Annotated in this window: 14 protein-coding genes; 6 read left to right on the top strand and 8 right to left on the bottom strand. The window is 64.0% G+C overall.

Annotated features, from left to right (window positions below; all coding sequences use genetic code 11):
- Nucleotides 1-6: 6 nt before the first annotated feature.
- Nucleotides 7-2,853: an FAD-dependent oxidoreductase gene (locus MK313_RS06285; RefSeq protein WP_287780504.1), complete on the bottom strand. Its 2,847-nt coding sequence runs from the start codon at nucleotides 2,851-2,853 to the stop codon at nucleotides 7-9.
- Nucleotides 2,854-3,004: 151 nt separating this feature from the next.
- Between MK313_RS06285 and MK313_RS06280 the strand changes: the two genes are divergently transcribed.
- Entirely contained in the window at nucleotides 3,005-3,376 is a 372-nt protein-coding gene (locus MK313_RS06280; RefSeq protein ID WP_287780503.1) for a hypothetical protein, read from the top strand.
- Nucleotides 3,377-3,389: 13 nt separating this feature from the next.
- Here the strand turns inward: MK313_RS06280 and MK313_RS06275 are convergent, their stop codons facing one another.
- Both MK313_RS06275 and MK313_RS06270 read right to left on the bottom strand, forming a co-directional pair.
- Nucleotides 3,390-3,794 (bottom strand): PaaI family thioesterase, encoded by a 405-nt coding sequence (locus MK313_RS06275; protein WP_287780502.1) that lies wholly within the window; start codon nucleotides 3,792-3,794, stop codon nucleotides 3,390-3,392.
- On the bottom strand, nucleotides 3,791-5,038 hold the full coding sequence (locus MK313_RS06270) for a D-amino acid dehydrogenase (protein WP_287780501.1): 1,248 nt from the start codon (nucleotides 5,036-5,038) through the stop codon (nucleotides 3,791-3,793). Before MK313_RS06270 ends, MK313_RS06275 begins: the two co-directional genes overlap by 4 nt.
- Nucleotides 5,039-5,217: 179 nt before the next feature.
- Here MK313_RS06270 and MK313_RS06265 point away from each other — a divergent pair, with 179 nt between their 5' ends.
- Entirely contained in the window at nucleotides 5,218-5,946 is a 729-nt protein-coding gene (locus tag MK313_RS06265; protein ID WP_287780500.1) for a GntR family transcriptional regulator, read from the top strand.
- 12 nt (nucleotides 5,947-5,958) lie between these two features.
- Here the strand turns inward: MK313_RS06265 and MK313_RS06260 are convergent, their stop codons facing one another.
- From MK313_RS06260 to MK313_RS06250, 3 genes are all read right to left on the bottom strand, one after another.
- The gene (locus tag MK313_RS06260; RefSeq protein WP_008945269.1) at nucleotides 5,959-7,278 is read right to left on the bottom strand and encodes a TRAP transporter large permease; all 1,320 of its coding nucleotides are present in this window, start codon (nucleotides 7,276-7,278) and stop codon (nucleotides 5,959-5,961) included.
- Nucleotides 7,279-7,290: 12 nt separating this feature from the next.
- Complete coding sequence (locus tag MK313_RS06255; protein ID WP_040707734.1) at nucleotides 7,291-7,779, bottom strand: TRAP transporter small permease subunit; 489 nt, start codon at nucleotides 7,777-7,779, stop codon at nucleotides 7,291-7,293.
- A 91-nt stretch (nucleotides 7,780-7,870) separates the two neighbouring features.
- Nucleotides 7,871-8,962, bottom strand: a complete 1,092-nt coding sequence (locus tag MK313_RS06250; RefSeq protein ID WP_287780499.1) for a twin-arginine translocation signal domain-containing protein — start codon at nucleotides 8,960-8,962, stop codon at nucleotides 7,871-7,873.
- Between the two features lie 152 nt (nucleotides 8,963-9,114).
- Between MK313_RS06250 and MK313_RS06245 the strand changes: the two genes are divergently transcribed.
- From MK313_RS06245 to MK313_RS06230, 4 genes are read left to right on the top strand one after another with little or no spacing between them, the layout of a single operon-like run.
- Nucleotides 9,115-9,930, top strand: a complete 816-nt coding sequence (locus MK313_RS06245) for an Asp/Glu racemase (protein ID WP_287780498.1) — start codon at nucleotides 9,115-9,117, stop codon at nucleotides 9,928-9,930.
- Nucleotides 9,931-9,933: 3 nt separating this feature from the next.
- Complete coding sequence (locus MK313_RS06240; RefSeq protein WP_008945273.1) at nucleotides 9,934-10,413, top strand: L-2-amino-thiazoline-4-carboxylic acid hydrolase; 480 nt, start codon at nucleotides 9,934-9,936, stop codon at nucleotides 10,411-10,413.
- A 40-nt stretch (nucleotides 10,414-10,453) separates the two neighbouring features.
- A complete protein-coding gene (locus MK313_RS06235) occupies nucleotides 10,454-11,464 on the top strand; it encodes a zinc-binding dehydrogenase (RefSeq protein ID WP_287780497.1) in 1,011 nt (336 codons plus the stop codon).
- Between the two features lie 13 nt (nucleotides 11,465-11,477).
- Nucleotides 11,478-13,004, top strand: coding sequence for a class I adenylate-forming enzyme family protein (locus MK313_RS06230; protein ID WP_287780496.1), 1,527 nt, complete (start codon nucleotides 11,478-11,480; stop codon nucleotides 13,002-13,004).
- On the opposite strand, the gene MK313_RS06225 is transcribed toward MK313_RS06230, so the two are convergent.
- Together MK313_RS06225 and MK313_RS06220 are read right to left on the bottom strand one after the other, a co-directional pair.
- A complete protein-coding gene (locus tag MK313_RS06225; protein WP_287780495.1) occupies nucleotides 12,991-13,947 on the bottom strand; it encodes a threonine/serine dehydratase in 957 nt (318 codons plus the stop codon). The two genes, MK313_RS06230 and MK313_RS06225, sit on opposite strands and share 14 nt — an antisense overlap.
- A 96-nt stretch (nucleotides 13,948-14,043) precedes the next feature.
- The coding region (locus tag MK313_RS06220) for a sensor histidine kinase (protein ID WP_287780494.1) at nucleotides 14,044-15,192 on the bottom strand (1,149 nt) is incomplete at its 5' end.

Genomic DNA, 15,192 nt, shown 5'->3' with positions numbered 1-15,192 from the left:
TGCTCCTCAAACCCCGATGACATCGCGCCAGTGCTTGTACATGGCGCGGATCGCGGATTCCGAAATCAGCGTGTCGGCGGTTCCGGTCGCCGTGCCGGGGTCGAGCGCCACCAGATGCTCGCCGCCCGGCACATGCTTCATGCCGTCCTGCACGAACTTCATCGCCTCATTATCCTCCAGCCCCAGGAAGCCGGCAGGCCCCATCAGATTGCCCTGGCGCAGCCGGTGGCGGGTCATCTCCTCGTCATCCCCCTCGAAGCCGAACATGGTCCAGATCATGGTGAACTGGTTCGGCCCTTCCGGCACGATATGGCGCACGCCCAGCGTGTTCATCTCGCGCTGCACGATCAGGTTCGGCCAGATGGTGGACATGGTGACCGACCAGGGCGAATCGAACTCCGGCACGAAATCCATGAAGCGCGGCTCTTCCAGCTGCATGCCTTCCTTGTAGGCGCGCATCTCCTTCTTGGCGTCGGCGCTCACATTCTTGCCGTCCGACTTGGCGGAGCACATGGCGCCGTGCCGTCCGCTGGCATCGCACAGCATCTGCGACTTGTTGCCAGCAACCAGCAGCCCGAAAGTGACCAGGAAGGTGTGCAGCAGGGTCGCGTGGTACGGGTCCTTCAGATTCTCGTGATAGAGCTTCCAGTTGCCCGGCAGCGTGTTGCGGTAATAGCCCAGCACCACCAGCTTGCGGCCGTCGAAGGTGGCATCGAACTCGCGTGTCATCTCCGGGCCGAGATAGCTGTCGAACGGCTCCATATCCTCCGCGTAGGAGGCGAAGATCACCCCGCCGCGCGTGGTGACGGAAAGCTTGCGCGGGTGATGGTCCGCAGGGTCGAAATCCGCCGGCATGCCGCCCTTGCCATCGACGCCGCGGCGGAACGGGACACCCGCCAGATTGCCCTTAAGGTCATAGGACCATTGATGATAAGGGCAGACGAATTCCTGCACATTGCCGCGCAGTTCGCGGCAGAACTCGGCAGCGCGGTGCGAGCAGCGATTCTCGAAGACATTGATGCCGCCTTCCTCGTCGCGTGACACCACCACCGGCACCGGACCGACGAAGGAGCGGGTGAAATCGCCCGGATTGGGAATTTCCGCTTCCAACCCGACATAGTTCCAGGTGCGGCCCTTGAAGATCTTCTCGACCTCCAGCCCGTAGATATGATCGTCGGTATAGACCCAGTCGGGCACGCGGTTCAGCCCCTCGGCCGGCCAGACAAACTGCTTCGCCTGAGGGGTGGCCTGCGCCGGCAGGCTCTCCAGCGCACGTTCATAGCCCATGGAACTCTCCTCCTCCTGCTGGTCCAGCCAGCGCAATCCCCGCAGACCCTCGGCGACATCAGCCCCGGTCTCCAACCGCCGCCGCGCAATGCGGAAGGTCTCCGCATCGCCGAAGATGATGGCGCTGGCGATGGCACCGTCGCGCTCTGTCAGATAGACCGATTCCGGCTGGCCGATCCCGCCCTGCACCGCCACCCCGTCGCCGGCCTGCGGAATGCCGGCCATCTGGATGTTGAGTCCGAACTGCTCGGTCCAGAACCAGGGCAAGGGCGGCTTTTCCGCCGGCTTCCCCAGCATGGCGAGCGCGGCGGCGCGGCCCTGTGCTTCCGCATTGGCCCAGCTTTCCAGACGGAGACGAGTGCCACCCACCGCCTCGGGATAAAGCGCGCAATCGCCCGCCGCGAAGATATCGGCATCCGAGGTGCGGCACGCCGTGTCGATGACGATTCCGCCCGACTTCACCGATAGCCCGGCCTGCTCCGCCAGCTCCGCATTGGCGATGGCGCCGATGCCGGCGACCACCAGATCGACGGCCAGCTCGCCGCCATCGGCGAAGGCCAGCGTCGTCCCCGCACCGTTGCGGCGGATCGCCTCGATCTTCGTGTCCAGCCGAAAGGCAACGCCCTTCGATTCGGCCAGCGTCTGGAAGGCCTGCCCCAGCGCCGGCGGCAGGATGCGCGACATCAGCGCCGGCTCGCGCTCGATCACCGTCACTGCCAGCCCCTTCTCGCGCGCGACCGAGGCAATCTCCAGCCCGATGAAGCCGCCGCCGATCAGCGCCAGGCTGCGCGCCCGCGACAACGCCGCACCAATGGCCTGAGCATCCTCCAGCGTGCGCAGATAGAGCACGCCATCGCCGCTTCCGTCTGGCAGCGTCCGCGCCCGCGCACCGGTGGCAATCAGCAACCGATCATAGGGCAGCGTCTCGCCGGTCGAGAGCGTCACCGATTTCGCCTTGCGGTCGATGGCCGTGGCGCGGCTCCCAGTACGCAGGTCGATCTCCAGCGCATCGAACTCGGCCGGCTTCAGCACCGCGCAATCGTCCGCCCCTGCCTTGCCCAGCAACACTTCCTTGGACAGCGGCGGGCGTTCGTAGGGGCGATGCCCCTCCTCCGCGAGCATCACGATCCGGCCGGCAAAGCCTTCGCCGCGCAGATGCTGCGCCGCGCGGCAGCCGGCCTGGCCGCCGCCGATAATGACGAAGCTGCGGTGATCCTGCGCCAAGGGCGCTTTCGGCGCCTCGACCTCGACGGCGGGCGCCTCCAGATCGACGAAGATATCGTCGCCCTCGCGCTTTACCCGATAGGTGGCAAGGCGCCCGGTGACCGGCGCGCATTGTGCCTTGCCGGTGCGGATATCGAACTGGCCCTGATGCAGCGGGCATTCGATGCAGCCATCCTCGACATAGCCCTCCGACAGGAAGGCGAACTGGTGGGTGCAGATATTGTGGGTGGCATACACCACGCCATCGAGCAGATAGAGGGCGACCGCTGTGCCGGCGACATCGACGCCGATGACACCGCCTTCCTTCAGATCGTCGAATGACGCTGCGCGCAGCCAGCCCATCTCTTCAAGCCCGTCCTGCCGTGGCAATAAGATCAGTATGCCGCCTATTTATGGTCCCATCAAGCGGCGCATGCGGCACGGTCTTTACGCCGCAAATATATTCAGTGTACCGTCCTATTTAACGCGACACCGACCAGCAGGAGGCACCAGCATGGCCCAGGAACCCTTGGCGACGAAGGGCAATTTCCTTCACATCTACGATTTCCGCATCAAGCCGGGCACCGAGGCCGAATTCATCCGGCTGTTCGAGGAATTCGACTATTCCGACGGCAATCCGATGCACAAGAGCTGGGCTCAGGTGAAGGACGGCGTGCTGTGCCGCGACACCGAGGACCCGTTGCGCTTCTTCCTGATCGCCGAATGGTCGGACATCAAGGAACATGCGGCGATCCGCAATATCCTGGCGGAAGAGATCAAGCCGGAATTCATCAAATTCATTGAGGGCGGCAAGTTCGTGCCGAAATATGTCGAGGTCGTCTCCTCCACGCCCGAGGAAATCCTGAACAAGGCGGCGGGGGAGTAACTCCCCCTCCTCCTCACAGCGTCGAGTAGGTCGCCCGGCCGATCGCCAGCAGCACGCCGGCCTCGTTGAACACATCGACATCAGCGATGCCCACGCTCTTGCCGTTGCGGCGAACCTTCGCCACAGCGACAAGGTCGGTGTTAATAGCCGGGCGCAGGTAATCCACGCGGAAATTCACCGTCGGCAGCGGCTTGCCGACCAGATAGGCCAGCGCGAAGTCGCCGACCGTGTCGATGACGGCGGCGATCGGCCCGCCATGCCACTGGCCAGTGCCCGCCTCGCGCGCCATTTCCGGCCGCATCGGCGCACGCACCGTCAGTTCCTGCGTCGCTGTATCCAGCTTCACCACCTTCAGCCCCAGGAAGGCGATGAAGGGAGAGGAATCGAAGATCGCCTGGATATCGGTTTCGGTCATCATGGCATCACCCGCATGCCGGTGAGGTCGAGGGCCGGCACCTTGCCGGCGATGAGGTCGGCGGTCACCCGCGCCGAGCCCGGCGCCATGGTCCAGCCGATATGGCCATGGCCGGTATTGAACCACATATTGCGGTAGCGCCCGGCGCCGAAGATCGGCGTACCCTCCGGCGTCATCGGCCTGAGGCCCGCCCAGTAGAAGGGCTGCGAATAATCCGCCCCGTCCGGATAGATATCCTGCACCGCCTTCAGCATGTGGGTGTAGTCAGATGGCTGGTGGCTCTTGTTATAGCCGGCGAATTCCGCCGTCGCCGTCACCCGCATCCGGTCGCCGAAGCGCGCATAGGCAACGAGGTTGTCCTCGTCCACCCCGCCCACCGTCGGCGGGTTGTTGCGGCCGCCAATCGGCATCGTCACCGAATAGCCCTTGATCGGATAGATCGGCAGCGTCACGCCCAGCTGCTTGGACAGGCGCGGGCCGAATACGCCCAGGCTGAACACGAAACCATCCGCCTCAATACGACCGGTCGAGGTGCGCACGGCGGTAACCTTGTCGCCCTCGGTGTCGAAGCCCTGGATGTCGCTGCCGAAGACGAACTTTACCCCCTGCCCCTCGCAATATTTCGCGAGGTTCTGGGTGAACACGCGAGCATCGCCGCTCTCGTCAGAGGGGCAATAGACCGCACCGGCGAATTTGTGCTTCACCGGCTCCAGCGCGGGATCGATCTTCGCCGCCTCGTCCGGGGTGATGGCGCGCAGTTCCAGCCCCTCCTCGCTGAGGATGCGGGTGTTGGCGCTGCCGCGCGCGAAGCTCTCCGGCGTGCGGTAGAGATAGAGCAGACCGCCAGTTACGCCGTGATACTCGATCTTCGTTTCGGCAGCGATACGGTGTAACTGCTCTTGCGAGTACATGCACAGCCGCACCTTGCGCTTGGTGTTGATGCGGGTCTTCTCCGCCGTGCAGTTCTGCAGGAATTTCAACGACCAGAGCCAGAGATTCGGGTCCAGGCTGGGCTTGAAGCGCAGCGCCTGCCCTTCCTGGAACAGTGACTTCAGCAGGATCTTCGGCGCCTTGGGCGAGGCCCAGGTATAGGCGTGCCCCGGCGAAAACAGGCCGGCATTGGCGAAGCTGGTCTCCGAGGCCGGTTCGGCCAGCCGGTCGATGACCGTCACCTCATGCCCGTCCTTCATCAGCTCGTAAGCCGTCGAGACGCCGATGACGCCCGCGCCCAGTACCGCTATCCGCATAAGCCTTCCCTCGCCTCTTCTTTTCTCGTTCGGTCACAGATTGTTCCGGTCCGCCTTTGCACTACCTCGGATGGGCGGGCACAAGACAGTCTTGTCGACACAAGTGTATCCATCCATGCATTATTGAACTTGAGTGCGGGACGGTCTATAGGGAGCGCCCGAATTTTGGAGGAAGCGCAATGAACAACCGGATCGGCGGCAATCCGGACTTTTCTTCCACCCCGCTGAAGAGCATCCGGGCGGCCGACAGCGTTAATCGCGTCTATCAGGAAATCAAGGAACTGGCCGTCGAATACCGGTTCCGGCCTGGCCAGAAGGTGAACGAGGTCGATCTGGCCGAGAAGCTGGGTGTCAGCCGCACGCCGGTCCGTGAGGCGCTGAACCGGCTGGTGCGCGACGGCTTCATGAGCTTCGTCCCGAACAAGGGTTTCTTCGCGCGCGAACTGTCCGCCGACACGGTGCGCCAGCTTTACGAACTGCGCGCGGCAATTGAGTGCGCCGCCTACAAGCTGGCCTGCACCCGCGCGACTGACCGCGAGATCGAGGACGCGGTGCGCCCGTGGGAAATCGCGACGGACCCGGCGACCGGTTTTTCGCAGACCCGGATGGCGGAGGCGGACGAAGCGTTCCACATGGCGGTGGCACGGCTGTCCAAGAACCCCGAGATGATTGACGCGCTGGAGCGGATCAATGCGCGCATCCGCTTCTTCCGCCGCACCGACATGGAAACCCAGCCGCGCCGCCAGGAAACCTTCGGCCAGCATGCCCGTATCATCGAGCATCTGCGCCGGCGCGAACCGGAGGCCGGCGCGCCGATCCTGGAACAGCATGTGACCCTGAGTTCCGCTCACGCGATCCTCGTCACCAAGGAGGTTATCGCCCGCATCTTCCTCGGCCCTGCTGCCTGACTCCTCCTCGCCTTATCGCAGCACCACCGGCAACCACAGCGCCAGCGACGGCCAGAAGTAGACCAGCACACCGGTCAGCAGCTGGCAGGCGACGAAGGGGATCACGCCCTTGTACATCTCTATCGTCCGGAAATCCGGCGGGGCGATGCCACGCAGATAGAAGATCGACGGCGCCATCGGCGGGGTAACGTAGGATGTCTGGATCATCACGATGACCAGGATCGCGAACCAGAGCGGATCGATCCCGGCCGGCGCCAGGAACGGCATGAACAGCGGGATACAGATCAGCACGACCGATACCCAGTCCAGCAGCGCGCCCATCACGAAGACGATGCCAAGGAACAGCAGCAGCAGGCCGGTCGGGCCAAAATCGAGCGCCCGCACCAGATCGGTCACCAGCATGCCGCCGCCCTGCAGGCGGAAGACGCTGGTGAACATGGTGCCGCCGACCACGATCAGCAGGATCATCGAGGTGATGACCACCGTCTTGTAAGCAGCGCCCCACAGCCCCTTCCAGGTGAAGTCCCGGTAGATGACGTTCAGCAGCACGGCACCCGCGGCACCGACAGCGGCGGCCTCGGTGACTGCCGCGATGCCGGCCAGGATCGAACCGACGACGGCGCAGATCAGCAGCAGCGGCGGAATCAGCGCGGTGACCGTCAGCTTCAGCTTCTCGGACAGCGGCATGTCGAATTCGCTGGGGTCGATCCGCGGTGCAGCCTGCGGGCGGATCGTGCAGTAGAGCAGAATCCAGAGAATGAACAGCGCCACCATGATGCCGCTCGGGATGATCACGGCCGCCAGCACGTCGCCGACCGGGATCTGCGCCACCGAGGCGTAGATGATGACGACGATGGAGGGCGGGATCATCGTGCCCAGCGAGCCGCCGGCACAGATCGTGCCGGAAATCAGCGACTTCTCGTACTTGTTGGCGACCATGGCCGGGATCGCCAGCAGGCCGACCATGACCTCGACCGCGCCGACGATGCCGGTGCCGGCGGCGAACACCGCGCACATGCTCATGGCGGCCAGCGCCAGCCCGCCCGGCAGGCGGCCCAGCCACAGCTTCATCACCTCGAAGACGCGGCGTCCAATGCCGGAATTTTCCAGCACCGCGCCCATGAAGACGAACAGCGGGACGGCGGCCAGCGCATAGTTGTTCGCCACGCTGCCGACGAAGCGATAGAGCTGCAGCCCGGCCAGTTCAACGCCGAAGAAGGGAATCGAGAAGGCAACCGCGATCACGATCAGGCTGAGCGATACGGGCATCCCCAGGAAGATCAGGACGAAGGCAGCCGGAAACATCCAGGCCGCAAGTGGCATGGCGGACATATTCCGGCCTCCTCAGTGTTGCGATGATTGTTCGGCCGGCGCGAGCACGCGCGCCAGGACCTGAAGCCACAGGGCGGACAGCCCGACGGCCAGCATCAGCCGGAACGGCCAGATCTTGGGCTGCCAGGGGCTGACCGTCTCGACCTCCCCGCTGACCCAGGCCTTCCAGAATTCACCCCAGCCGGCATAGGTCACCAGGCTGAGAGCCGGCAAGATGAGACACAGATAGACGGCGATCTCGATGACCCGGAACCAGCGTTCGGGGATCGCCTTGGAGAAGATATCGATGGAGACATGCTGGTTCAGCCGCAGGGTCATGGCCATCGCCAGGACAAAGACCGCGCCATTCAGCATGTAGGAAACGTCAAAGGCCCAGACCGTCGGCGCATGGAAGGCATAGCGCGAGATCACCTCGAACATGGTGACGACCACCAGTCCGAATGAGGCCAGAACGGCCGCAGCGCAGCAAACGCTGGAAATCCGCCCGATCAATCGAGTCATGAAGCATCCAGGGTAAACGGCAAATCAACGGCATAAAACCGTCAGCAAGGAAAAGGGCGGCGGCCGCAACCAGCCCGCCGCCTGCCTTTCGTCAGTCCACCGCCCGATAGACGGCGTTCTCTGCCCAATCGTCGTAGAAGGCGTAGTAGGAATCCGTGACCTTCTTCATCCACGGATCGCCCTTCGCCGTCTGCTCCTCGGCCTTCTTCATGGCCCACTTGCGGCCGGCCTCGCGCAGCTCCACGGCAAGCGACGGATCGGGGGTGATGATCTCGGCCTTGCTCTTGCGCATCTCCTTCATCGCCTTCATGTCCTCGATGGTCCAGGCGAAGAGGGTTTCCGGCGTCGAGGCACGGGCGGCCGTCTCGATCATGTACTTCACGTCGTCCGGCAGCGCATCCCACTTGGCCACCGGCATGATCAGCTCGAACAGGAAGCAGTTGGTGTGCGGGGCCGGCATGATGATGTAGGGGGCGGCGTTCTGGAAGCCCATCTTGATGTTCTCGGCCGGGCTCGACCATTCGATCACATCGACGCCCTTGCGCTCCAGCATTGTGTAGATTTCGCTGCCCGACACGGTGGTCGCGGCGCCACCGAAATACTCGTTCAGGATCTGCGCCCAGGCGCCCGCGGTGCGGAACTTCAGACCCTTCAGATCGGCCGAGGTCCTGATCGGCACATGCGAATGCCAGATCTCGTTCGGCCCGATGCTCAGCGGAATCGAATGCAGCTTCATCGTCGCGCGGCGATGCTCGGCCAGCAGTTCCTGGCCACCGCCCTTGTACAGCCAGTGCATCATCATCTCTGGCGGCATGCCGCCGACATGGCCACCGTAGAAGGTGTTCACCGGGTCGCGGTTGACGATGTAGAGCGGCGTCATCTGGCCGGCATCGGCGATGCCATCCTCGACCGTCTTGTAGGCCTCCAGCGGCGGCGACAGCACGCCCCCCGGGAAAGGCTGGAACTCGATCCTGCCGCCGCTCAGCTTCTTGATCCGCTCCGCGAAAGGCAGAATCGTCAGTGTATAGAACATTGACGTTTCGCCGGCGAAGTGATTCAGGCGGAATTTGTAGCTCTGCTGCGCCTTGGCGACCGACGGCGCGGCGATGATGCCAGCGCCAGCCGCGCCGGCGACAGCGGCCCCGGAGCCAACATTCTTCAGAAAGTTTCTACGGCTTGTCATCGTGATGCACTCCTCTATTGGGCGGGAGATTCCAGCCATCCGGCCCGACCATTCGGCCTTGTATGAGCCCCACCTCAACTGTATCGTGATGTGGATACACTTTTGCGTCAAACACAAAACGCGCGAAAAACGGGCAGATTGAGGTGAATCGCATGACGCTGCACATGGAATCGGCAATTGACGTACAATCGGGCGGTACACTGATTAATTTGGAGCACCTCCCCTTCGCCACTGATTCTGGGATCGGGGCGCGGGCCGCCATCGGCCTGCTGGTCCTGGAAACCGATCAGACCATCGAAGATGAGTTCCGGGCGATCTGGCCGCGCGACGGCGTGGCGCTCTATGCGGCGCGGCTGCACAATGACGTCATGATCACGCCGGAAACCCTGATGGCGATGAAGGCGGAAATACCGCCGGCAGCGAAGCTGCTGCCCTTCATGACCGACTTCAAGGTCGTTGCCTTCGCCTGCACCTCCGGCGCGCTGGTGATCGGCGAGGACAAGGTTGCGGAACTGATCCACAGCGTGAAGCCCGGCGTGAAGGTGACCGATCCGGTGACGGCCGCGCGGGCAGCGATATCCTCGATGGGTGTGAAGCGCGTGGCGCTGCTGACGCCGTACCTGAAGGAAATCAACGAACGGCTGCGCAACAGCCTGATCGAGCGCGGCCTGAACATCCCGGTGATGGGCAGCTTCAACGAGGCCGACGACGACATCGTGGCACGCATGACGCCGGAGTCGATCCGCGACGCCATCGTGAAGCTGGGCTCCCTGCCCGATTGCGATGGCGTGTTCGTCTCCTGCACCTCCCTGCGGGTCGCCAAGATCGCCGAGGAGGCCGAGGCGCTGATCGGCAAGCCGGTCACCTCCTCCAACCATGCGCTGGCCTGGCACATGCTGCGGCTGGCCGGCATCGAGGACGAGATACCCGGCTTCGGCCGCCTGTTCCGCACGCCGCTGAAGGGCTGAGGCATGTCGCAGAACCTGCCGATCATCCAGCGCCGCCGGATCGAAGCGGAAATCCTGAAGCAGGTCTATGAGACCGCGAAAGAAAGGCTCGGCGTAGCGGAGGCACAGACCCTGATTGGCGAATCGGTGCGCCGCGCCTCCATCGCCCAGGCCCAGCAATTCGCCGCCAGCGAGCCGGAGGGCACCAGCCTGGAAAGCTTCATCCGGCTGTTCGACCTGTGGACCGCCGAGGATGCGCTGACCGTCGAGGTGAAGCATGCCGACGCCGAACGCTTCGAGTTCAACGTCGTACGCTGCCGCTATGCCGAGATGTACAAAGATATGGGGCTGGGAGACATCGGCCATCTGCTGTCCTGCCAGCGCGATGGCACCTTCTGCGAGGGCTATGACCCCGACATCAGGTTCGAGCGGACACAGACCCTGATGCAGGGCGCCAGCCATTGCGACTTCCGCTACGCCTATAAGCCCACTGATAAGTCCTGAACACGCTTCCCCAAGACACGCGACCATAAGGAAGAAGAACGTGAAAGCTATTCTCTACAGCGCCCATGGCGGACTCGACCAGATCAGCCATGGCGAATTCCCGACGCCGGCCGTCGGTCCTGACGAGTGCCTGCTGAAGGTGAAGGCGGTCGCGCTGAATGGCTTCGATCCGATGATCCTGAAGGGTATCCCCGGCCTGAAGACGCCCTTCCCGATGATTCCGGGCGGCGATATCGCCGGCGAGGTTGTCGATGTCGGCGCCAATGTTCCGGCCGGCAAGTTCCGCCCCGGCGACCGGGTTCAGGTCGTCCCCTTCCAGCCCGGCATCGGCCAGATGGGCGAGACACTGCGCGGCGGTGCCTGCGACTATATTGCCGTCGATGCCAAGTTCCTGCTGCAGATCCCCGAGGGCGTCAGCTACGAGCAGGCGGCCTCCCTGCCCATCGCCTATGGCACGGCGCGCCGCATGATGATGGTGCGCGGCCAGGTGAAGGAAGGCGAGAAGGTTCTGGTGCTGGGCGCCACCGGCGGTGTCGGCACCGGCGCGGTACAGCTGGCCAAGATGGCGGGGGCCTATGTGATCGCCTGCGCCAGCTCCGCCGAGAAATGCGAGAAGCTGAAGGAAATCGGCGCCGACGAGACCATTGACACTTCGAAGGAGGATTTTGTCGCCGCCATCCATGAACGCCACGGCAAGCCGCGCATCTGGGGCGGCGGCGGCGTGAATGTGGTGGTGAACTATATCGGCGGCGACACCTGGACCAAGAGCCTGAAGGTCATGTGCCGCTTTGGCCGCATGCTGGTCTGCGGCGCCACCACCGGCTACGACCCGAAGGAGGATATCCGTTACATCTGGTCCTACGAACAGTCGATTGTCGGCTCCAACGCCTGGACGCCGGAAGACCAGATTGCGCTGATGGAAATGGTGCGCGATGGCACGCTCGTCCCGGTGATCGACCGGGTGTTGCCGATGACGGAGGAAAATTTCAAGGAAGGGCTGCAGGCGCTGATCGACCGCAAGGTGTTCGGCAAGGTGGTCTTCGTTCCGTAACGGGCAGCAACTGATGACCGCTATTCCAAATCTCGGCGCCATCCTCTCCCCCGGCGCCGATCCTGACCGCACAGTGCTGTGGGATTATGCGGCAGGCGATCCGCCGCGTGCCTGGAGTGCCGGGGAACTGGACGGGCTGGCCAGCGGGCTGGCGCGCGGCCTTTTGAAACGAGGGCTGAAGCGCGGCGATTCCATCGCCGTGCTGGCGGCTAACCGGACGGAGTTCGTGGCGCTGTATTTCGGCGCCATGCGGGCCGGCATCATCGTGGTGCCGGTCAACTGGAAGCTGGCCGCCGAAACCGTGGCGCTGATCGTCGAGGATGCAGAGGCGAAGCTGATCTTCGTCGATGAGGACCGCGCCCGCCTCGCCCCCGCCGGCGTGCCCCGCATCCTGTTCGGCAGCGCGGACTGGGAGGCCCTGCCCGATCCCGGTGCGTTTGAGCCCATCACCCCGGAACCGGACGAGCCTGCGCAGATCCTCTACACCTCCGGCTCCACCGGACGGCCCAAGGGCGTGCCGCTCAGCCATCGCGGCCAGCACTGGATGGTGCAGGTGGTCAGCAAGGGCGACAACAGCCAGCACCGGCTGATCGTCGCCGCACCCATGTATCACATGAATGCGCTGTTCAACCTGAAGTTCGCCTTCCTGAACCGCGCGCAGGTGATCCTGCAGCCGGTCTTCACGGCGGAAAGCTATGTGAAGGCCATCGTCGGTCATCAGGCGACTTGGCTGACCTGCGTGCCGACCATGATGGCGATGGTCGCGAATCATCTGGGCGACAAGCCACGCCCCGCGGCATTCGATGGGGTGACGCGGCTGTTCATGGGCTCCTCGCCCTACTCGCAGGCGCTGGTGGACCGGGTGCGCGCGCTGTTCCCGAATGCCCGGATCACCAACGGCTATGGCACGACCGAGGCTGGCGCTGCCGTCTATGGTCCGCACCCGGACGGCATCCCGACGCCGGACGAGGCGCTGGGCTATCCGATTCCCGAGGGCGAAACGCGGCTGGTCGCGCGCGACGGCAGTGTGGTGGACGGTGTCGGCGAAGGCATCCTGCAGATGCGCAACCCGGCGACCATGCGGGGCTATCGCCACATGCCGGAAAAGACGGCAGCAGCGCTGCGCGACGGCGGCTGGTATCACAGCGGGGATGTGGTGCGGCGCGACGAGAACGGCTTCCATTATTTCGTCGGGCGCGAGGACGACATGTTCGTCTGCGGCGGCGAGAATATCTGGCCGGCCGAGGTGGAGCGCCTGCTGGAATCGCATCCCGCGATCAGTCAGGCCGTCGTGGTCCCCGTACCGGACGACGTCAAGCAGAAGCTGCCTGTTGCCTTCGTCACCCTGCGCGAGGGTGAAAGCCTGTCGGAAGAGGCCGTGAAACAATGGACCATCGAACGCGGCCCCGCCTATCAGCATCCGCGCCATGTGTTCTTCGTGCCGGCGATCCCGCTGGCCGGCACCAACAAGATCGATCGCAACGGGCTGACGCGGCAGGCGGCTGAGCTCGCGGCGGCGCGGAATTCTAGCCGAACTTGACCGCCGTAGTGTTCGCGCCGCAGACCAGCACCGCCACCTTCTCGCCGGCCCGCGGAACATAGCGGCCAGACAGCAGCGCGGCGAAGGCGGCGGCCCCGCCCGGTTCCGTCACCACACGAACGGACTCCCATAACGCCTTCTGGGCGTTTAGAATATCGTCATCACTGACCAGAACCGATTGCGTCACATGATCGCGCGCCAGCGGGAACATCAGGTCGCCCACCTGGCGCGGCGCCAGCGAATCGGCGGCGATGCTGCCGGCCTCCGCCTCGACCGGATGGCCTGCCGCCAGCGCCTTGTTCAGTGTCGGCGCCCCTTCCGGCTCCACCGCGACGATCCGCACCCTGCCGCGATACCAGGCACAGAGGCCACCGATCAGCCCGCCACCGCCGACCGCGACCAGCAGCGTGTCGATATCCGGCAGATCCTGCTCGATCTCTGCCCCCAGCGTGCCCTGACCCAGCAGCGTGGTGGGCTGATCGTAGGCATGGATCGGCAGCGCGCCGCTTTGCTTCACGAACAGTTCGCTGGCCGCCAGCGCATCGGCATAGCGCTGCCCGCCAATCTCCAGCCTGGCCCCGTAGGAGCGGATACGATCCGCCTTGGCCGGGCTGGTGATCTCCGGCACGAAGATGGTGGCCGGCACGCCCCGCTTCATTGCCGCATAGGCAACAGCGGCACCGTGATTGCCGCCCGAGGCCGCGACCACGCCGGCGGCAGGAATGCCCTGCGTCATCAGGCTGGTGAAGGCACCGCGCGCCTTGAAGGACCCGCTATGCTGCAGTTGCTCCAGCTTCAGATCGACAGGGCGGGACGCGGCACCGAAATCCGCCATATCGACGCGCAGCACTGGCGTGTGGCGAACATGCGGTCGGATCAGCTGCAGCGCCTCGCCGATCTTTTCAGGCGACAGGGCGGCGGGGATATCGGCGATGGCGGACATGGCTGGCTCTGATGTGTCGGGCAGGAAAGACAGCTCTTTTTCGCACGGACGCGTCTTTGCTGGCCAGAGCCGATAAGGAAAAACTGTCTTTTGCAGCTATTGCGCCGCCTGCTTCTGCACCACCCGACCGGCAGGCAGCCAGGCGATGGCGCAGGTGCCCTCGCCCACAATGCTGCGCAGCTCGATGCGCCCGCCATGCAGCTCCATGAAACGCTGGGCGAGCGACAGGCCCAGACCGAGACCGTGGCTGTTCAGGCCGCTATCCTCCAGCTGGACGAAGGGCTGCATGACTGACCGCAGCTTTTCCGGCGGGATACCCTCACCAAGGTCGGTGACGCGCAGGCCAAGGGCACCATCTGGTGCCACCTCGAAATCGACAGTGACCGGCAGGTCCGATGGCGAGTATTTCAGGGCATTCGAGATCAGGTTGGTGAGCACCTGGCGCAACAGCCTCGTATCGACATCGACGATCATATCGAAGGCACTGCTGACCTGTATTCTCCCTTCATTGGCACCACCGCCGAAGGCACGGGCGCAATAGCCGATGATATCGGCCAGGGCCGCCGGTTCCGTGGTCAGCTTGAAATCGCGATGATCCATCCGGCTGAGTTCGAGCACATCATTGATGATGCCCAGCAGATGCGTCCCGGAATCGAGGATGTAGGAGGTGTATTCCTTGTATCGGTCATTGCCGAGCGGCCCGAAACTCTCCGCTCGTAAAATCTCCGAAAAGCCGATGATTGCGTTCAGCGGCGTGCGCAGTTCGTGGCTCATATGCGACAGGAAGATCGATTTTGCCTGATTGGCGGCTTCCGCCTGTTGCTTCTGTTCGATCAGCGCTTGTTCTACACCCTGCTGGTGCCGCACTTCGCGCTCAAGGTCACGCTGCGCCTGGACTGCGCGGGCCATGGCGCCGATCTCGTCGCGGCGCTCGGTGCCTTCCACCTTCTGCGGCTCTGCGCCCGGCACCCGCCTGGCGACGGTATCGGTCACCTTCTTCAGCGGCAGTATGATGCCATAGCCAGACACCGCATAGGCCAGCAGGATCGACAGGGCAATGCCGATGGTGGAGGTCGCCGCAATCAGGAAGAATGCCTTGTCATACTGCTGTTCTCTCAGCGCATTCAGCCGCACAACCTGTTCAGTGTTATAGGCTGCCTCCTGCGCCATCAGCACGTTCAAGCCCTGACGCTTCAGCCGGTTGTCATAATTGGCCCCCTTACCACGCCCCAACCCCGCAGCGAC

The sequence above is a fragment of the Oceanibaculum sp. genome (assembly GCF_022449305.1).
GTDB lineage: Bacteria > Pseudomonadota > Alphaproteobacteria > Oceanibaculales > Oceanibaculaceae > Oceanibaculum > Oceanibaculum indicum.
The sequence above is the reverse complement of the archived record's forward strand: the minus strand, read 5'-3'. Positions and strand labels throughout refer to the sequence as shown.